Consider the following 18,109-nt stretch of genomic DNA (forward strand, 5'->3'; position numbering starts at 1 on the left):
AGAAACGAATAACAGTGAAGAAGCGGAGCGACAGTTCCGCTTCTTTTCTTCTTTTCGGAAGTACAGTTCCTGCGTTTCCTGTACTAGGCGTTTGTCAGATATTTCTGTAGAATGAAGAAAGAAAATGGCAGCATGCCAAATTGTAGCTGGGAGGGGAAAGGTTTCATGGATCTTCATTTGCAAGGAAAGACAGCGATTGTTTTGGCTTCGACGAAAGGTTTGGGAAAAGCGACAGCGCTTTGTCTTGCCGCTGAAGGCGCCCATGTTGCGATTTGCGGGCGGGATGAAGCAGCATTATCCGCTACATACGAAGAAATTCGGGAGGCCACCGGAAAAGAAGCGCTGGCGGTCGTCGCCGACGTGACCAAATCGGAGGACATCGAGCACCTGGTCAAGGAGACAGTCGCCCGCTTTGGAACGGTGGACATACTGATCAACAACGCAGGCGGCCCTGCAGCAGGCACGTTTGATCAAATGACTGATGAGCATTGGCAGGCCGCTTTTGAATTGAACCTGCTCAGCTTTGTTCGCGCAATCAGAGCCGTTTTGCCGCATATGCGCCAGCAGAAATTCGGCAGGATCGTCAATTTCGCCTCCTCGTCGTTTAAACAGCCGTTGGAGAATTTGATCCTGTCCAACACCTTTCGCACGGGAGTCCTCGGCTTGGCCAAAAGCTTGGCATCCGAGCTTGGGCCGGACGGTATTCTCATCAATACGATCGGCCCTGGCCGCATTGCCACCGACCGTGTCGCTTCCCTGGATAAGCTGCGGGCGCAGTCACTTGAGATTGATCCGGAAGACGTAAAAAAGAGCATGGAAGCGATGATCCCGCTGGGACGCTACGGCGATCCCGAAGAATTCGCGCGGATGGCAACGTTCCTCGCTTCTCCCGCCAACAGCTATGTGACGGGTCAAGCGTTTCTCGTAGACGGAGGTTTGGTAAAAGCGATTTGATAGTCATTTGGTAGTAGGAATTTTGTGAAAAAGGGGAATCCGAATGAGTAAAGAGAGCTCTTTCGATATTGTTTCCAAAGTAGATCTGGCAGAAGTGACGAATGCGATCCATACCGCTTTGAAAGAGATTGAGACGCGCTTTGATTTCAAAGGGAGCAAAAGCAGCATCAGTTTGGAGAAAGAAGAGATCGTTCTCATCTCTGATGACGAGTTCAAGCTCGGCCAGGTCAAAGATATTCTCATCGGCAAGCTGGTGAAGCGCAATGTTCCGGTGAAAAATCTCGAGTACGGAAAAATGGAACCGGCGGCAGGGGGGACGGTTCGACAGCGTGTCAAGCTTGTGCAGGGCATCGACAAGGACAATGCCAAGAAGATCGCCAGCATTATCAAAGAAACGGGCGTAAAGGTAAAGTCCCAGATTCAGGATGACCAGGTCCGCGTCGTCGGAAAAAGCAAGGACGAGCTTCAACTGGTGATCGCTGCGATTCGCAAGGCGGATCTGCCTATCGAGGTGCAATTTATCAATTACCGCTAAAAGTTTCGCTTCTATCTCTCTTTCTTTCTGCGTATGCATGTACTAATTGGTGGTGACAAGCATTTGCGAAAGGGAGAGTAGAATATGAAGGTCTTTATCGTCAGTTTGCGAAACCTTATTTTGGGCGGCATTGTATTTCTGATCGTACTGGTTGCCGGCATTGTACTGTTGGTGAAGGACCCGCTTAATGTCTCTGATTCCTACAGGATGCAAGATCCCGGTATCCCTGCTTCTGCTATGCCCATAACCCAGCCTGCAGGTACAGAAAAACCATCGCTCAATCTGGATATCCAGGTAGAGGGGAACACAGCGGAAGTTTCGCTCCTGACGCAGAACTTCCAATTCGTGGATGATAAAGGGGAGCTGGAACCGCAGGCGGTTTTTGGCCAAGGCCACGCTCATCTCTATCTGAACGGAGAAGCCAAGGGAATGATTTATCAGCCGGAATTTCTGCTGAAAAAACTCCCCAAAGGCACGCACGAGCTCCGGGTAGAGCTGAATTACAGCAATCACTTGCCCTACAAGATCGAAGCAGTCAAAACATTCGAGGTCAAATAAGGGAGCGTTCCGCCAGGGGACGCTTTTCTTTTTGCGCCCGAGAAGGAATAAGCTGGGAGGAGAGCGAATCAAATGAAAAATAATGCGGAATAGTCAGAAAAAATGAATGGAGGGCTATGAATGCTGCGTTCCATCACGATTGGCGACCTGTTGGATGAGACGGCAGGACGGTTCCCGCAAAAGGATGCCGTCGTCTACCCAGAGAAGGGGCTCCGTTACTCCTACGCCCAGTTTCAGGAGATTTGCAATCAGGCTGCCAGAGGCTTTCTTTCACTCGGGATCAACAGAGGGGAGAATATTGCGATCTGGGCGACGAATGTCCCGGAGTGGGTAATCTCTCAATTTGCGACGGCGAAAATAGGCGGCGTCCTGGTGACGGTAAACACCAGCTATCGGGTGCACGAGCTGGAGTATCTCCTGCATCAATCAGAGGCCACCACCTTGCTTTTGATCGATTCGTACCGAGATGCCAGCTATCTGGAAATGATCAAGGAAATATGTCCGGAGCTGGATCACTGCAAGCCAGGGGAGCTGCGGTCGGAACGCCTGCCCCATCTGCGAAACGTCATTTATTTGGGCGAGGAGCGCCAGCCGGGCATGTTCCTGTGGAGCGATATTCTGAGTCTCGGAGCCGAAGCCTCCGACGAGGAAAGGATAGCCCGCCAGCAGTCGCTTCATCCCGATGACGTGATCAATATGCAGTACACCTCGGGAACGACAGGTTTTCCGAAGGGCGTCATGCTGTCTCACGTCAATATTGTCAATAATGCGATCAAGGTGGCGGAATGCCAGCGGCTGGATGAAACAGACCGTATCTGCATTCCCGTGCCTTTTTTCCACTGCTTCGGCTGCGTGATGGGAACGCTTGCGAGCGTAGCGACTGGAGCGACGATGGTTCCTGTCATCGCGTTTGATCCGGAAATCGTGCTGGATGTCGTAGAGCAGGAGCGGTGTACGGCGTTGTACGGGGTTCCGACGATGTTTATCGCCGAACTGAATCATCCTTCTTTTCCCGGGCGCGACTTGAGCTCGCTTCGCACCGGCATCATGGCTGGCTCGCCATGTCCCATCGAGGTGATGAAAAATGTGGTAGAGAAAATGGGAATCCGCGAAATTACGATTGCCTATGGACAGACGGAATCTTCGCCGGTCATTACACAGACGAGGCCGGATGATTCCATCGAGCGTCGCGTTACAACAGTCGGGCGGGCCCATGATGAAGTAGAGGTCAAAATCATCGACCCGGTCACCGGAGAAACTGTGCCGCCCGGTGTGCAGGGAGAGCTTTGCACGAGGGGCTATTTGGTGATGAAGGGGTATTACAACATGCCCGAGCATACCGCAAAAGCGATCGACCACGAGGGCTGGCTGCATACGGGAGATTTGGCTACCGTGGATGAAGACGGATACTATCGGATCACGGGCCGGTTAAAGGATATGATTATCCGCGGAGGGGAAAACATCTACCCGCGGGAAATCGAGGAGTTCCTGTACACACATCCAAAGGTGCTGGATGTGCAGGTTGTCGGGGTCCCGGACGCCAAGTACGGAGAGCAGGTGTTGGCCTGCATCAAGGTGAAGCCGGGAGAAGAATTGACGGAGGAAGAGCTGCTCGCCTACTGCGAAGGGAAGATAGCCCGTTTCAAGGTGCCGCGCTATATCCAGTTTGTGTCGGAATACCCGATGACGGCGTCAGGCAAGATTCAGAAGTATAAGCTGCGTGAACAGGCGATTTCCGCATTCGGTCTGGAAACGGAGGACGGGATCGAGACTGCCTGACGGGGAAGGGGAGCGGACTTTACTTTCTCGCAAGACTCTTCTATGATTGATGATGGTAAAAAAACAGCGAAGGCAAGGAGTATCCTTTGCCTTCGCACTGTTTTTTTGCGCGATTATGCGCGTTTTTTCGCTTCGTATGCAGCAATCTTGTCTTCGTACTGAAGCGTGATGCCGATATCGTCAAGACCGTTCAGCAAGCAGTAACGGCGGTAGGAGTCCACCTCGAACGGATAGGACAGGCCGTCGCTATCCTTGACCACTTGCTCCTGCAGGTTGATTGTCAGTTCGTAGTTGTCCTTGCTTTGCGCACGGGAGAACAGCTCTTGCACTTGCTCTTCACTCAGTTTGATCGGCAAAATGCCGTTCTTGAAGCAGTTGTTGTAGAAAATATCAGCAAACGACGGCGCGATGACAACGCGGAAGCCGTAGTCGAGCAAAGCCCAGGGGGCATGTTCCCGGGAAGAGCCGCAGCCGAAGTTGTTCCGGGCCAAAAGCACGGTAGAGTTTGCGTATTTCGGTTGATTGAGCACAAAAGAATCAATAGGCTGGCCGTCAGCAGTAAAGCGCCATTCGTAGAAGAGGAATTGGCCAAAGCCAGTGCGTTCGATGCGCTTCAGAAATTGCTTCGGAATGATCGCGTCTGTATCCACGTTTACACGATCGAGCGGTGCTACCAGTCCTGTATGGATGACAAATGGGTTCATTGGAATACCTCCTTGTTCACGCCTTCACGCTTCCATTCGCGTACGTCTACGAAGTGGCCGGCGATTGCCGCAGCGGCAGCCATTTCCGGACTGACCAGATGGGTACGGCCGCCGCGTCCCTGACGACCCTCGAAGTTGCGGTTGGAGGTGGAAGCGCAGCGCTCGCCTTCTTGCAAAATGTCCGGGTTCATCGCAAGACACATGGAGCAGCCGGATTCGCGCCATTCAAAGCCAGCTTCTTGAAAAATCAGGTGGAGTCCTTCTTGCTCGGCTGCCTGCTTGACGGCCTGGGAGCCGGGGACGACCATCGCGTGTACGTGGGAAGAGACTTTGCGGCCTTTTGCCACTTCAGCTGCACGGCGCAGGTCTTCAATACGGCCGTTCGTACAGGAACCGATAAAGACGCGGTTGATCTTGATCTCACTCATCGGAGTCCCAGGCGTCAGCCCCATGTAGGAGAGGGCGTCCTGAGCAGCCTTGCGCTGTGCTGCCGTCTCAAAAGAATCAGGATGCGGCACTGTGCTGGTGATGTCTGTACCCATTCCCGGGCTGGTTCCCCAAGTGACCTGCGGGGCGATTTGGCTCGCGTCGATTTCCACGCAGTGATCGTAAGTCGCTCCCGGATCTGTGCAGAGCTGTTTCCACTGTTCGACTGCAGCCAGGAAATCTTCTCCCTGCGGTACGTGGCGCTTGCCCTTCAGATAGGCAAAAGTGGTTTCGTCAGGAGCGATCAGACCAGCGCGGGCACCGGCCTCAATAGACATATTGCATACAGTCATGCGCTCTTCCATCGTCAGCTTGCGAATGGCATCGCCGGTGTATTCGATGACGTATCCGGTCGCGAAATCTGTTCCGTATTTTGCGATGATGGCCAAAATTAAGTCTTTTGCGCTTACTCCATACGGCAGATCGCCCACTACACGGACTTCAAGCGTTTTCGGTTTGGACTGCTGCAGGCATTGCGTGGCCAGCACGTGCTCTACTTCGCTGGTGCCAATCCCGAAAGCGAGTGCGCCAAACGCGCCGTGCGTGGAGGTATGGCTGTCGCCGCACACGATCGTTTTTCCCGGGTGTGTCAGGCCAAGCTCGGGACCGATGACGTGCACAATCCCTTGATCAGGGCTGTTCAGGTCGGCGAGCGTAATTCCGAATTCTTTGCAGTTTGCGGTCAGCGTCTCCATTTGCTGACGAGAGATCGGATCTTTGACATTGAAGCGGTCCGCTGTCGGGACGTTGTGGTCCATCGTAGCGAATGTCAGATCCGGGCGGCGGACTTTTCGTCCGGCGAGGCGGAGACCCTCGAAAGCTTGGGGCGAAGTCACTTCGTGTACGAGGTGCAGGTCGATATACAGAAGACTTGGTTTGCCGGCTTCCTCATGGATTACATGAGAGTCCCAGATTTTCTCAAACATAGTGCGAGGTTTCATAAGGGTAATCCTCCTTCGTTCAAAACTCTTATCAAGGTTGTATCATGGCAATAGAAATAGTTCAAAGATATAATTATTATGAGATGGATAGTTTTTGCCTATTGGGAGGTCCTCATGGAGTTACGACAGATTCGTTATGTGCTCGCAGTCGCGGAAGAACGGAGCTTTTCACGCGCTGCCAGCCGTTTGCATTTGGCACAGCCTTCGCTTAGCCAGCAAATCGCCAAATTGGAAAAAATACTGGGAGTTCCCCTGTTTCACCGCCTGCCTCAGCACGTAGAGCTGACCGATGCCGGACAGAGGTTTGTCCAGGTTGCCCAAACATTGGTCGACATGGCGGAGGGCCTGGAGAGGGAAATGCGCTCCTATGCTGTAGGAGAGAGCGGGAAGCTGCTGGTCGGCAGCCTGCCGATTACGGGGGCGTATGTCTTGCCGAGAGTCATTCCCGATTTTACCCGCCAGTTTCCCGGCGTAGAGCTTCAATTGATTGAAGAAACCTCCAGCCATCTCGAGCATTTGCTCGTACGGGGAAAGATAGATATCAGTCTGCTGACGATGCCGATCACTGATCCTACACTGGAGACGATACCGGCGATTCACGAAGAGATATTTCTCGCCGTCCCGCCGCAGCATCCGATCGCAGGGCAAAAGGAAGTGGATCTGGCAGAGCTTGCGGGACAGCCGTTTATCCTGCTGAAGGAAGGTCAAGGTTTTCGCACGATTTCGCTCAGGCTTTGCGAAGAGGCGGGATTCCGCCCGCGAATCGTCTTTGAAAGCACCAACATCCAGACGGTACAGTCGCTCGTAGCAGCGGGCATGGGACTTTCTTTTGCGCCACGGATGATTTCGCTCGCTCCCGGAACGACCGAGCATCCTGTTTACGTGCGGTTGGCGAGAAGGCCGTTTCGCACGCTCGTCGTGGCATACCGCAAGGACCGACCGTTGTCCCGACCGGCGGAAGCCTTTGTGAAATGCCTGGTTGAACAAAAAAACCATTTTTAAACGACACTTCACGCTTCCAGAAAAAAGACAAACATGTTTAGCTGTGCTACACTATAGCCAGATAAAACCAGAGGAGGGCAAGTTCGATGAAAGAAATCAAGACAGAAGCTGAATTTCAAGAACAAATTGCTCAGGAAAAACCGGTTGTCGTGAAATTTTATACGGATTGGTGCCCGGATTGCCATCGAATCGATCCGTTCATGCCTGCTGTCGAAGAGGCGTATAAGGACAAGCTGGATATGGTAGCAATCAATCGGGATACATTGCCAGAGCTGTCACAGCAGCTGGAGGTGTTTGGCATCCCGAGCTTTATCGCGTTCTCCAAAGGAAAAGAACTCGTCAGATTCGTAAGCAAGCTCGGCAAGAGCCGCGAAGAGATCGAGCATTTCCTCGATCGGGCGATTCAGGTGAGCGAGACGCTGGAATAACCGAGACGAAGAGATCGGCTGTGGGGGATAACCTCTGATGATAGCAATGAAAAAACAAGGAGAATGGCTGATCGGGACGATCCCCGATGAAGTCGACGGACTTGGAATCGGCAGCTTGCTCCGGGAACACTGGAAGTGGCCGAAAAAGCAGGTTCATCTGCTTTTTCAGCATAAAGAGGTTTGGCTGGAAGGAAATCCGGCTGCCCAACACGTCAAGGTAGCGGCCGGGCAGGAAATCAAGGTCAGGGCCTGTGCGCCGGAACCTTTTGGTCTGGACCCCTCGCCTGAAAAGCTGCAGGTACTGTATGAAGACGATCATCTGCTGATCGTAAACAAGCCGGCAGGGATGCTGCTGCACCCGACGGAGAAATTCCATAAAAAAACGTTGGATCATCTTGTCGCCGGCCATTTTGAACGGACTGGCGTCGCGGCGCGTGTCCGCCATGTTCATCGGCTTGATCAGGAGACGTCAGGGGTTGTGATGTACGCCAAGCATGCACTCGCCTCTGCTCTATTGGACGAACATCTGCGCGAGCGAAAAATCAAGCGGCACTACATTGCCTATGTTCACGGGAGGCTGTCAAAGGAAAGCGGCACGATCTCCGAGCCGATCGGTAAGGATCGCTTTTACTCCAACCGCAGGAGAGTGACTCCCACCGGGGATGCTGCAGTCACTCACTATCGGGTAACAGAGCGCTTCGAAACGGCGACAAAGCTGGAATGCGAGCTGGAGACGGGACGAACCCATCAGATACGGGTCCATCTCAGCTATGTGGGCTTTCCGTTGATCGGAGATACGCTCTATGGCGGAAAGGAAATGTTCGTGAAACGGCAAGCGCTGCATGCAGCAATTCTCAGGTTTTCCCATCCGTTCGGAATGGAGACGCTCGAAGTATCTGCAGCCCTGCCGCCCGACCTGCAGCAGCTGGAGTCCAGGCTTCGTCATTCGCCAATGCAAGGGTAGCTGAATAAACTGCCAGGGAAGGAAGCAGAAAGGGTGTTGAGATGAAACGACCCATTATTGGCATACTGACCTGGCGGGAGGGCAAGTCTTTTGCAGAACCGAGCTATTTTCGCAAAATGATTCGGGCAGGGGAGGAGCTCGGGTGTACCGTGTTTTTGTTCTCGCCCCCGGACGTATCGGCAAACGGAAAGCAAATTCGCGGATTCATCCCTGCGGCTCGCGGCTGGCAGGCGCGAATCTTTCCCCGACCGGATGCCGTGATCGACCGGTATCGCTACACGCCGACAGACGCTTTCAAACGGTATGTGGCATTCCGCCGAACAAGCGACCTGTTGTATACAAACAATCGGCTCGCGAACAAGTGGAAGGTTCACGAGGTACTGGTGAAAGACAGCCGGATGCACCGGTGGCTGCCGGAAACGGTTCTGTACAATCGGCTTAACTTGCAGAAAATGTTGGCGCGCCACCCGTTGCTCTATGTGAAGCCGGCAAATGGAACGGGCGGACGCAATATCCTCAGTGTCGAAAAGACCTCGCAGGGCTACCATCTGCTGGGAAGGGATAAGCAGCGGGCCAAGGTGTCCATGGTGATCAAGCAGCTGGAGTCTGTCCAAGCCAGAGTGAAAAGCTGGGCAACCCGCGACAAGTATATCGTACAGCAAGGGCTTTATCTTAATCTGGTACCCGGCAGGGCTGTCGACATGAGGCTTCTGATCCAGAAAAACGGAGAGGGCTTGTGGAGCATTACAGGCGCGGGGATGCGGGTCGGCGGAGCGAAGAGCGCCACCTCCAATCTCCACGGCGGCGGCAGGGCGGTTCCCGTAAAGTCGTTCCTTGCAGCTACATTTGGCGAGCAAAAGACGAATGAAATTATACGAGATTGTGAGCAGCTAGCGTACCAGACAGTCGAGACGCTGGAAAATCACTTTGGGCGCATGATGGAGATGGGATTGGACATCGGGATCGATGTCAAGGGACGCGCATGGTTGATTGAGGTAAATCCGAAGCCGGGAAGAGAAATCTTCCGCGAAATGGGCATGCTTGGCCAATACAAGGACGCAATCAAAAGACCGATCCAGTACGCCATGCATCTAGCAAAGACCCAGTCGGGAAAAAGAGCGGCAACCAACTGACAAAGCGGCGCGATCACAGCGCCGTTTTTCCATTGAATAGCGTCCCTGGCTATGAGGAGCGTCCTTGGGTATGAGAGCATCGGCAAAAGGGAGAACGACTGTCCGGTGCTTGCTTCTGTTTCTCGCAAAAAATGGGGCGTGGAATCGTATTTTTGTAACAAACAGGCCTCTTATTCGTAATTGATAACAGAACGTGCAGCTTAGATTCGCTTTTGACCAGCAAGCTTTCGAAAAGATGATTTAGCCGCGCTCCCTTTTGGACAGAATGGGAAAGAAGGAGTTGATCGACATGGAGCAGCTGATCCAATTGGCAACAGATTACTGGCCGATCGCGGTAGGCGCTGTACTGGTTATTGTGATCCTACAAATGATTGTGAAGAGTTTGTTTCGGATCGTCTCAGTCGTGGTCGCGATCGGTGTCATACTCGTACTCGTTTTTGAGTTTTCCCCCGAACAGGTGATCGATATGGGGCGGTCTGCCGTTCAGACGACGCAGGGCGCCTTGGAGAAGACCGTCGTTCCGTTGCTGGAGAAGGAGCTGAAGGATGCGGCGATCACGTTCCACGAGGACGGCAGCTATGTAATGAAGACAAAGAGCATCCAGATTACGGGGAAAAAGGGAGATTCGAAGGCGACGATCCAATACGGTGACAACAGCTGGGAAGCGGATGTCAGCATTCTGGGGGAATTGTTCCAGGACAAGCTGAACAAGGCGGAATCCTCGCTAAAAACGATGTAGAACAGATAGGACTGTTCTTGTGAGTAACAAAACGGGGCTGGTTTGGACAGGGTCATAAGACCGTCCAGACAAGCCCTGTTTGTTTTTTAGGCAGTTGCTGGCTACCCTTGTAATTGAGGCGGAACCCGCAGCAAGCTCGCCTGTTCAAACGAGTACCCGATGCGGATCAGAAGAGGCTCGCTGTACGCTCTGCCCGTAAACATGATGCCGAATGGATTCCCTGATGGTTCATAGCCGGCAGGCAGGGAGATGGAGGGGTATCCGGCCTTGGCAGCGATATCCGCGCCAAAATCATGGGGGAAGAGCAGGCAGTCCAATTGGTGCTGGTCAAAAGCAGCGTCCAATCCTTCCGTGCGGGATTGCCTCAGATCCCGGAGGCGACTGTCCAAGTATTCCGCTTCAGTCAAGCTGCCGCCCGTTTGATCCGCTTTTTCCAGGATGTCTTGGCCGTAGCGCAAGGCTGCATCAGCGTTTTCCTTGTTCCATTCGATTATGTCGCCAAGCGTTCGTATGGAAAAAGAGGCGGGAAGTCGGGACAAATAAGCGTTTACGCCTGATTTAAACTCGTAGTAGAGAACACTAGAGTCCCATGTTTCCTGTTCGGAGGGAATGCGGATATTCTCGACCAATATTGCTCCCTGCTCCTGAAGAATGCGAAGGACCGCTTCAAATAATGGCCTTTGGTCATCTGTCATCACGTCGTCGGCAAAAGTACGGACGACACCGATGCGAGCGCCGCGCAAGCCGCTTTTGTCCAAAAACGGGGTGTAGTCCGTATATGAGCGTCCCGCGCTTGCTCCCGTAGCAGGATCCTCGCTGTCTACTCCTGTCAATGCACCAAGCAGAATCGCTGCATCTTCAACGCAAAGGGCCATCGGTCCAGCCGTATCCTGGCTCGTGGCGATCGGGATGATTCCTGTTCGGCTGACAAGACCCAATGTTGGTTTGATTCCGACAAGCGAGTGGTTGGCAGATGGATTGAGGATCGAGCCTGACGTTTCTGTCCCGACTGCAGCGGCAGCAAAGCCTGCTGCGATGGCGGCTCCCGAACCGGAGCTGGAGCCTCCCGTGTCAAATCGACCGGGGCCGTATGGGTTGCGTACCTGTCCACCGCGCGAGCTGTAGCCGTTGGGCATGGCAGTCGAGATGAAATTGGCCCACTCGGTCATGTTTGTCTTGCCGAGAATAATCGCTCCGGCTGATCGCAACTGCTGCACGACGAATGCATCGCGTCCGGCGTAGGAGTCTGCGAGGGCAAGCGAGCCTGCTGACGTATGCATCTGATCGGCTGTCGCAATATTGTCTTTGATCAAGACGGGAATGCCATGCAACGGGCTGCGTGGTCCGCGGATCAGCCGCTCTCTGTCCAAAGCGTCGGCGATATGCAAGGCATCGGGATTAAGCTCAGAAATGGCATTCAGGCCCGCTCCTCGTTTATCATGGGCTGCTATGCGCTCCAAATAGGCAAGAGTGAGTTCTCTGCTTGTCGTGAAGCCGCCGGCAAGCGCCTTTTGCAGTGTTCGAATACCGGCTTCCAGCAGATCATTCATTGGAACTCCCCCTTTCATAAGGTCATTTGTATTATGTAAATCTTCGGGACGGAAGGTCAGAAAACCTTTTTGAGAGAGAGGAAAGAGGGCAGGTCTGTAAAAAACGAAAAGGCTGATCATCTTTTCGACAATCAGCCTCACATATTTATTCCTTTGCGCCAGCCGCTTGCAGGTTGGCTTTTTCTTCTTCGACGTATCGGTTGCGCGGATGCTCGCGGCACTCGTCGGAGCAGGAGCGCTTGTATTTGACTTCACACTCGGTGCAGCAGAAGTGCTGCTTGTTGCAGAACGGGTTGGCACAGTTGACATAGCGGTCTTCCGGCTTCCCGCAGTAGTAGCAGGAACTGATCACGACATCTTCTTCTGTCTGGTTGATCTTGACGGAGATGCGCTCGTCGAATACGTAGCACTTGCCGTCCCACAGACGTCCCTTCACCTCAGGGTCTTTTCCGTAAGTGACAATGCCGCCATGAAGCTGGTACACCTCTTCAAAGCCTTCCTTCATCAGAACACCGGTCAATTTTTCACAGCGGATACCGCCTGTGCAGTAGGTGAGAACCTTTTTGTCCTTGAATTGGCTCATGTTCTCGCGAATCCACTCGGGAAACTCGCGGGAAGATTCGACTTTCGGACGAATCGCTCCGCGGAAGTGGCCAAGCTCGTATTCGTATTCATTGCGGCCGTCCAGTACGACGACGTCGTCACGCTGGAGCATTTCATAAAATTCTTTCGGGCTCAAGTATTTTCCGGTCAGTTCAGTCGGATGGAAATCATCCTTGAGACGCCAGGTTACCAATTCTTTTTTCGCACGAACGAACATCTTTTTGAAAGCGTGTCCGTCGGCTTCATCTATTTTAAACCAGATGTCCGCAAAACGCGGATCTTTTCGGACAAATTCCATGTAAGCGTCGGTTTGTTCCACGGTTCCGGAAACAGTTCCGTTCAATCCTTCAGGGGCAACGATGATGCGTCCCTTCAGGCCGAGTTCTTTGCAAAAAGCGAGATGCTCAGCTGCATACTCCTCGTAATTGTCGAGATGGACATACTTGTAGTAAAGCAAAACGCGATACGGTTTTTGTACTTGCAATGTACAATTCACCCTTTCCAGTCTATTTGATTTTAATGGTGCAACCGTGATTATAGCACAGGTAAAAAGATTTTGCTGAGAAAAAGGCTGGATGGAAGTGATTTTTTTTTTGACAATCGACTCTGATTGTGAAAGTGGAGAGGAAAACTTGGCAGCATGTGGAAACGAAAAGGAGGGTGGCTTGCGTCTAAGCCTATGAAGGCAATTGCAAGCCATTGGAAAGCTTAGAAATATAAGCCGGCGATACTTTTTCGTACATGTAGGGGGATAGCGCACATGAAGTCAGACAAAAAGGAAAACACGGAAAATAAGAGAGGGAGACTTGGTCAGGATGAGCCGGAAGTAACGGCAAAGCGGCAGAGGACGATAAAGCCGATCCTCTATGCGCTCGCAATCATCGTCCTGCTGGCACTGGCGAATCTCGCTTTTTCATCGATCGCAAACAAGGAGGACGAAGCGCAAGCGACAAATGCTCCTCTAGCGGATGCTCCGACGTTTGCCGTCGACTTTCTCAACGCCAAAGGATACAAGATCGAAGCCAGCCAAGGCTTGGTCTCCTCGTACACCTTAACAAAGGATTATCTGGCTAATGACGGGAGCCACGCATGGGCTTATCAGGCAGTAAACCCCGATGATTATCTGGGAAAAGAAATCAGCCTGTACAGGTTCATCGTATCCAACCATCCGCTCGATCTGGAGCTTCCGAATGACGAATACGACAAGACAGTCATCGTCTTGATGACCAGCGGCACTGAAGTAATCGGCGGCACCTCTATGCCGGACTCAAAAGAACCATTGGCAGGCGGTCCCTACAGCCTCGACGGGAAGACGCTGGAGGAAGTGACCGGGCTTTCGTTCCCGGAGTGGAGGGAAAAGTGGACACAGAAATACGGATCGCGTAAGTATATCAGTGAGTAAATCGAACCCGCTTCTACATTTTTGGTAGAGGCGGTTTTATTGTCTGCTCCTGAAACGAAAGGGACATTCAAGCATAGCGATGACAAGTCAACCAGAAATGAGACTCTTGTCCTGTATCTTTTTTCTTCGTCTTGTGGTACATACACGCAGAGATGGATGTAATCAATATATAGTATTTGATTTGTCGAAAAATTTAATCCCTTGCTATATATAGTGGTCTCTTGTACACTGATAAAAGGTTTTGAGACTCAAAATCTACCAAATATTGATCCCGTCATTATACCCAATTCTACCAGAGAGAAAATTACGGGGGAGTAAGGAGTTGCGGCATGAACGCTGTTACCACCATTCAAATAGTGAAACGAAACGGAGAGCAGGAAGACCTGCGCATCGACAAGCTGAAAAAAGTGATCGGCTATGCTTGCAAGGACTATCCGGCATGCGATCCGCTTGAGCTGGAGATGGATGCTTGCATTCAATTTCGCGATGGGATGACCACCAAAGAGATTCAGCGGATCGTGATGCAGACCGCTGTGGAAAAGACCAGCGTGGAAACTCCGGAATGGCAATTCGTGGCAGCCAGACTGCTCGCTTACGATTTGTACAAGGACGCAGCGATCAATCGCGGATACCGCGGCCATTTTGGCTACGGCGACTTTACTGAGTTGGTACATACATTGACTGAAAAAGGACTGTACGGTTCGTATTTGCTGGAAACGTACAGTGATGAAGAGATTCAAGAGCTGCAGGCTTATCTAAAGCCGGAGAGGGACGAGCTGTTCAACTACGCCGGACTTCGCCTGCTGGCTGACCGCTATTTGATCAAAGACTACGACAAAGGGGTCATGGAGCTGCCCCAGGAGCGGTTCATGATCATTGCGATGCACCTGGCGATGAAGGAGCAGGACAAGCTGAAACACGCCAAGGACTTCTACGACATCTTGTCCAAGCTGGAGATCACCGTCGCCACGCCGACGCTCGCCAACGCGGGAACGCCACATCACCAGCTGTCGTCATGCTTCATCGACACGGTAGATGACTCTCTCTCAGGAATTATGAATACGGCCGGTGCGACCTCCATGGTCTCCAAATTCGGCGGCGGTGTCGGCATTTATCTGGGGAAAGTGCGCAGCCGCGGCTCGTCCATTCGCGGACACAAGGGAGCTTCCGGCGGCATTGTGCCGTGGACAAGGCTCTACAACCAGATTGCGATCAGCGTCGATCAGCTCGGTACACGGGCAGGAGCATTCGCTATCTACCTGGATGTATGGCATGCAGACATCCTCGACTTCCTCTTGCTTAAAACAAACAACGGAGACGACCGGATGAAAGCCCATGATATTTTCCCGGGCGTGTGCATTCCCGACCTGTTCATGGAGCGCGTAAAAGAGCGGGGCATGTGGTATTTGTTCGATCCGCATGAGGTTCGCGAGGTGATGGGTTTCTCTCTGGAGGACTCCTACGGTGAAGAGTTCGCCCGCCGCTACGAGCTGTGCGTCCAGGAAGAGAAGCTGACGATCAAGACGGAGATACCGGCCATTGAGATCATGAAGCGCATCATGGCCAGCGCTTTTGAAACGGGAACGCCGTTCATCTTTTTCCGCGATACGGTAAACAGAGCAAATCCAAACAAGCATGCAGGCATGGTGTACTCCTCCAACCTCTGCACGGAGATCATGCAGAACATGAGCCCGACCGTGTTCGTCAGCGAAGAGCTGGAGGACGGAGAGGTCGTATACCGTTACAGACCGGGCGATTTCGTCGTCTGCAACCTTTCCTCGCTGAATCTGGGACGCTTGCAATCAACAGAGGACATTGCCCGAATCGTCCCGATCCAGATGCGGATGCTGGACAATGTGATTGATTTGAACTACTATCCGGTAAAGCAGGCGGAAGCCACCAACCAGAAATACCGTGCGGTGGGTCTCGGAACGAGCGGCTACCATCAGTACCTGGCACAAAACGGAATCAAGTGGGAGAGCGAAGAGCACATAGAGGCGGCCGACAAGCTGTACGAGGAAATTGCTTATCAAGCGATTAAAACATCGATGGAGCTGGCACGCGAAAAGGGAACGTATCGCGTATTTGAAGGCAGCGAATGGCAGACCGGAGAGTACTTCGAACGGAGAGGCTACACGGATGAACGGTGGGCTTCGTTGAAAGAGGATGTCGCCCGGTACGGCATGCGCAATGCCTGGACCTTTGCCGTGGCGCCGACGGGCACGACCAGCCTGATCGCTGGCTCCACAGCGTCTACCGATCCGGTTTACGCAAAGTTTTTCGTAGAGGAAAAGCGCAGCGGAAACATCCCGCAAACGGCGCCGAATCTGAATGAAAACACATTCTTTTACTACAAGGAGGCCCATCGCATCGATCAGCAGTGGTCGATCCGTGCAGCCGGAGCGAGACAGGTCCACATTGACCAGGCCCAATCGTTCAACCTGTACATCACGCCGCAAATCACAGCGCCCGAATTTCTCGACCTGTACATACAGGCGTGGGAAAACGGATTGAAGACGATTTACTACGTCCGCAATCAATCTGTTGAAGTAGAGGACTGTGTAAGCTGCTCGGCATAACAAACAAAATCAAAAGAGCAAACCTGACTCCCCGGTCCGACAGGCCGGGGACGTTACTTGCTCATAGGAGTGTGAACACGCATGCAACTGGAAAAAAAGCGTTTATTCAATGAAGAAGGCCAGCGCGGCACGCAGCGCATGATCGGCGGAAACACCACCAACCTAAGAGAGTGGAACCGGATCAAGTATCCGTGGGCTGCCAAGCTGTATCGGACGATGCTCAACAACTTCTGGATTCCGGAAGAGGTGCCGCTCGCAAACGACGCCAAGCAATTCGACTCGCTCTCTCCGGCCGAGCGAAGGGCTTTTGACAAGACGATCTCGTTCCTGAACTTTTTGGACTCGCTCCAATCGGTCAATTTGCCGAACATCTCCGACTATGTGACGGCGCCGGAGGTCTGCTCCCTATTGAATATCCAGACATTCCAGGAGGAGATTCACGCGCAGTCGTACAGCTACGTACTGGATTCGGTATGTTCCCCGCAAACGCGAGACAATATTTACGACGAATGGCGCAATGACGTTCACCTGATGGAGCGAAACAAGTTCATCGCCGATTTGTACCAGCAGTTCGTCGACAATCCGAATGACGTGAACTTCGTCAAAACCGTAATCGCCAACTACTTGCTGGAATCGCTCTATTTTTACTCCGGCTTCTCTTTCTTTTACACGCTGGCGCGTCAAGGAAAAATGACGGGAACCGCGACGATGATCAAATACATCCAGCGGGACGAGCTTACACACGTGGTGTTGTTCCAGAACATGTTCCGCGAGCTGCGGGCAGAGAACCCGGATATCTTTACGCCTGAATTGATCGAAGAGCTGCGCGGCATGTTCCATACGGCTGCCTCTCACGAAATCCGCTGGGGACAGTATGTGACCAACAATGAAATTCTCGGAATCAACAACGACATTTTGGAGCGCTATATCAAATATTTGGCCAACCAGCGTCTAAAAGGACTCGATTTGGAGATTCTGTACCCTGATCACCTGGAGCACCCGATGAAATGGGTAGACAGCTTCGCCAACCTGAATCAAACCAAGACCGACTTCTTCGAGCAAAAGGTGACCAATTATACTAAATCGAGCGGATTGAACCTGGGCGACCTCTAATCCGCACCAGTCAGCAAAGGAGAGACGAGAAATGACAAACACGTTTAAACGGCCTGTGGCTCCTGTGAAGATCAAACAACTGCATGCAGATGCCGTCATTCCGAAATACGCCCGTGCCTTCGACGCGGGATTTGATCTTGTAGCAGTCGAAGATGTGATTATTCTGCCAGGGGAGACAGCCAAAATTCCGACCGGGCTGGCCTTTGCCCTGCCCGATGGATATGAGCTGCAGGTTCGCCCGCGTTCCGGAATCAGCGCAAAGTCAAAGCTGCGGATCAGCAACGCTCCAGGTACTGTTGATGCCGGCTACCGCGGGGAAGTATGCGTCCTGATCGACAATATCCGCACACCGTCTGGCGAGAGCGGCAAAACGTGTATGGACGTCAGCGACAAGCCGGTTGAAGTAGATCGGGAAGTGGACCGCCACGCCTATCTCATCCGCAAGGGAGACCGGATCGCGCAGGGAGTGCTGGCGATTGTGCCGATAGCTGACTTCGAGGTAGTGGAGGAGCTGGACGAAACTGAACGCGGAGCGGGCGGCTTCGGCAGCAGCGGCGTACAGTAGGAGGAAAGAATAGATAGATGAAAAGACCCTGAAGACGGCAGGATGCCTATTGGACATCACTGCCTGCTCCAGGG

At 52.7% G+C, this 18,109-nt stretch carries 17 protein-coding genes; 13 read left to right on the plus strand and 4 right to left on the minus strand.

Annotated features, from left to right (window positions below):
* Positions 1 to 165: 165 nt before the first annotated feature.
* The 4 genes from NST37_RS11790 (at position 166) to NST37_RS11805 (ending at position 3,826) form a co-directional block, all read left to right on the plus strand.
* Positions 166 to 954 carry an SDR family oxidoreductase gene (locus NST37_RS11790; protein ID WP_003387013.1) on the plus strand — a complete coding sequence of 263 codons (789 nt, stop codon included), beginning with the start codon at positions 166 to 168 and terminating at the stop codon, positions 952 to 954.
* A gap of 43 nt (positions 955 to 997) precedes the next feature.
* Positions 998 to 1,489 carry a YajQ family cyclic di-GMP-binding protein gene (locus tag NST37_RS11795; RefSeq protein ID WP_003387012.1) on the plus strand — a complete coding sequence of 164 codons (492 nt, stop codon included), beginning with the start codon at positions 998 to 1,000 and terminating at the stop codon, positions 1,487 to 1,489.
* A gap of 84 nt (positions 1,490 to 1,573) precedes the next feature.
* Positions 1,574 to 2,047, plus strand: a complete 474-nt coding sequence (locus NST37_RS11800; protein WP_003387011.1) for a hypothetical protein — start codon at positions 1,574 to 1,576, stop codon at positions 2,045 to 2,047.
* Positions 2,048 to 2,167: 120 nt separating this feature from the next.
* On the plus strand, positions 2,168 to 3,826 hold the full coding sequence (locus NST37_RS11805; RefSeq protein WP_003387009.1) for an AMP-binding protein: 1,659 nt from the start codon (positions 2,168 to 2,170) through the stop codon (positions 3,824 to 3,826).
* A gap of 113 nt (positions 3,827 to 3,939) precedes the next feature.
* Here the strand turns inward: NST37_RS11805 and leuD are convergent, their stop codons facing one another.
* Both leuD and leuC read right to left on the minus strand, forming a co-directional pair.
* Entirely contained in the window at positions 3,940 to 4,530 is a 591-nt protein-coding gene (gene leuD / locus NST37_RS11810; protein WP_251237750.1) for a 3-isopropylmalate dehydratase small subunit, read from the minus strand.
* Complete coding sequence (gene leuC, locus NST37_RS11815) at positions 4,527 to 5,957, minus strand: 3-isopropylmalate dehydratase large subunit (protein ID WP_339186689.1); 1,431 nt, start codon at positions 5,955 to 5,957, stop codon at positions 4,527 to 4,529. Before leuC ends, leuD begins: the two co-directional genes overlap by 4 nt.
* Positions 5,958 to 6,071: 114 nt before the next feature.
* Between leuC and NST37_RS11820 the strand changes: the two genes are divergently transcribed.
* The 5 genes from NST37_RS11820 (at position 6,072) to NST37_RS11840 (ending at position 10,223) form a co-directional block, all read left to right on the plus strand.
* A complete protein-coding gene (locus NST37_RS11820) occupies positions 6,072 to 6,959 on the plus strand; it encodes a LysR family transcriptional regulator (RefSeq protein ID WP_003387006.1) in 888 nt (295 codons plus the stop codon).
* A gap of 86 nt (positions 6,960 to 7,045) precedes the next feature.
* Entirely contained in the window at positions 7,046 to 7,387 is a 342-nt protein-coding gene (locus NST37_RS11825; RefSeq protein WP_003387005.1) for a thioredoxin family protein, read from the plus strand.
* Between the two features lie 37 nt (positions 7,388 to 7,424).
* Positions 7,425 to 8,351 (plus strand): RluA family pseudouridine synthase, encoded by a 927-nt coding sequence (locus tag NST37_RS11830; RefSeq protein WP_024985024.1) that lies wholly within the window; start codon positions 7,425 to 7,427, stop codon positions 8,349 to 8,351.
* Between the two features lie 41 nt (positions 8,352 to 8,392).
* Positions 8,393 to 9,484 (plus strand): YheC/YheD family protein, encoded by a 1,092-nt coding sequence (locus NST37_RS11835; protein ID WP_003387003.1) that lies wholly within the window; start codon positions 8,393 to 8,395, stop codon positions 9,482 to 9,484.
* 289 nt (positions 9,485 to 9,773) lie between these two features.
* Positions 9,774 to 10,223 carry a hypothetical protein gene (locus NST37_RS11840; protein ID WP_024985026.1) on the plus strand — a complete coding sequence of 150 codons (450 nt, stop codon included), beginning with the start codon at positions 9,774 to 9,776 and terminating at the stop codon, positions 10,221 to 10,223.
* Between the two features lie 101 nt (positions 10,224 to 10,324).
* Here NST37_RS11840 and NST37_RS11845 read toward each other — a convergent pair whose 3' ends face one another.
* Positions 10,325 to 11,773, minus strand: a complete 1,449-nt coding sequence (locus NST37_RS11845) for an amidase family protein (RefSeq protein ID WP_031933281.1) — start codon at positions 11,771 to 11,773, stop codon at positions 10,325 to 10,327.
* 145 nt (positions 11,774 to 11,918) lie between these two features.
* A complete protein-coding gene (locus NST37_RS11850; protein WP_024985028.1) occupies positions 11,919 to 12,860 on the minus strand; it encodes a rhodanese-related sulfurtransferase in 942 nt (313 codons plus the stop codon).
* A 276-nt stretch (positions 12,861 to 13,136) separates the two neighbouring features.
* On the opposite strand from NST37_RS11850, the gene NST37_RS11855 reads away from it, so the two are divergent.
* The 4 genes from NST37_RS11855 to NST37_RS11870 all read left to right on the plus strand — a co-directional run bounded on the left by NST37_RS11855 (position 13,137) and on the right by NST37_RS11870 (position 18,035).
* Complete coding sequence (locus NST37_RS11855) at positions 13,137 to 13,778, plus strand: hypothetical protein (RefSeq protein WP_003386999.1); 642 nt, start codon at positions 13,137 to 13,139, stop codon at positions 13,776 to 13,778.
* Positions 13,779 to 14,107: 329 nt separating this feature from the next.
* Positions 14,108 to 16,357, plus strand: coding sequence for a ribonucleoside-diphosphate reductase subunit alpha (locus NST37_RS11860; protein ID WP_172921110.1), 2,250 nt, complete (start codon positions 14,108 to 14,110; stop codon positions 16,355 to 16,357).
* An 81-nt stretch (positions 16,358 to 16,438) separates the two neighbouring features.
* Positions 16,439 to 17,470 (plus strand): ribonucleotide-diphosphate reductase subunit beta, encoded by a 1,032-nt coding sequence (locus tag NST37_RS11865; protein WP_003386996.1) that lies wholly within the window; start codon positions 16,439 to 16,441, stop codon positions 17,468 to 17,470.
* Positions 17,471 to 17,501: 31 nt separating this feature from the next.
* Positions 17,502 to 18,035 (plus strand): deoxyuridine 5'-triphosphate nucleotidohydrolase, encoded by a 534-nt coding sequence (locus tag NST37_RS11870; RefSeq protein ID WP_024985031.1) that lies wholly within the window; start codon positions 17,502 to 17,504, stop codon positions 18,033 to 18,035.
* Positions 18,036 to 18,109: the final 74 nt, after the last annotated feature.

Source organism: Brevibacillus sp. FSL K6-6036, assembly GCF_037964015.1.
Lineage (GTDB): Bacteria > Bacillota > Bacilli > Brevibacillales > Brevibacillaceae > Brevibacillus > Brevibacillus borstelensis.

Excerpts from the sequence above, each read along its gene's own strand:
- NST37_RS11790 (WP_003387013.1), top strand. The coding sequence starts at position 166 with ATGGATCTTCATTTGCAAGGAAAGACAGCGATTGTTTTGGCTTCGACG.
- NST37_RS11795 (WP_003387012.1), top strand. The coding sequence starts at position 998 with ATGAGTAAAGAGAGCTCTTTCGATATTGTTTCCAAAGTAGATCTGGCA.
- NST37_RS11800 (WP_003387011.1), top strand. The coding sequence starts at position 1,574 with ATGAAGGTCTTTATCGTCAGTTTGCGAAACCTTATTTTGGGCGGCATT.
- NST37_RS11805 (WP_003387009.1), top strand. The coding sequence starts at position 2,168 with ATGCTGCGTTCCATCACGATTGGCGACCTGTTGGATGAGACGGCAGGA.
- leuD (WP_251237750.1), bottom strand. The coding sequence starts at position 4,530 with ATGAACCCATTTGTCATCCATACAGGACTGGTAGCACCGCTCGATCGT.
- leuC (WP_339186689.1), bottom strand. The coding sequence starts at position 5,957 with ATGAAACCTCGCACTATGTTTGAGAAAATCTGGGACTCTCATGTAATC.
- NST37_RS11820 (WP_003387006.1), top strand. The coding sequence starts at position 6,072 with ATGGAGTTACGACAGATTCGTTATGTGCTCGCAGTCGCGGAAGAACGG.
- NST37_RS11825 (WP_003387005.1), top strand. The coding sequence starts at position 7,046 with ATGAAAGAAATCAAGACAGAAGCTGAATTTCAAGAACAAATTGCTCAG.
- NST37_RS11830 (WP_024985024.1), top strand. The coding sequence starts at position 7,425 with ATGATAGCAATGAAAAAACAAGGAGAATGGCTGATCGGGACGATCCCC.
- NST37_RS11835 (WP_003387003.1), top strand. The coding sequence starts at position 8,393 with ATGAAACGACCCATTATTGGCATACTGACCTGGCGGGAGGGCAAGTCT.
- NST37_RS11840 (WP_024985026.1), top strand. The coding sequence starts at position 9,774 with ATGGAGCAGCTGATCCAATTGGCAACAGATTACTGGCCGATCGCGGTA.
- NST37_RS11845 (WP_031933281.1), bottom strand. The coding sequence starts at position 11,773 with ATGAATGATCTGCTGGAAGCCGGTATTCGAACACTGCAAAAGGCGCTT.
- NST37_RS11855 (WP_003386999.1), top strand. The coding sequence starts at position 13,137 with ATGAAGTCAGACAAAAAGGAAAACACGGAAAATAAGAGAGGGAGACTT.
- NST37_RS11860 (WP_172921110.1), top strand. The coding sequence starts at position 14,108 with ATGAACGCTGTTACCACCATTCAAATAGTGAAACGAAACGGAGAGCAG.
- NST37_RS11865 (WP_003386996.1), top strand. The coding sequence starts at position 16,439 with ATGCAACTGGAAAAAAAGCGTTTATTCAATGAAGAAGGCCAGCGCGGC.
- NST37_RS11870 (WP_024985031.1), top strand. The coding sequence starts at position 17,502 with ATGACAAACACGTTTAAACGGCCTGTGGCTCCTGTGAAGATCAAACAA.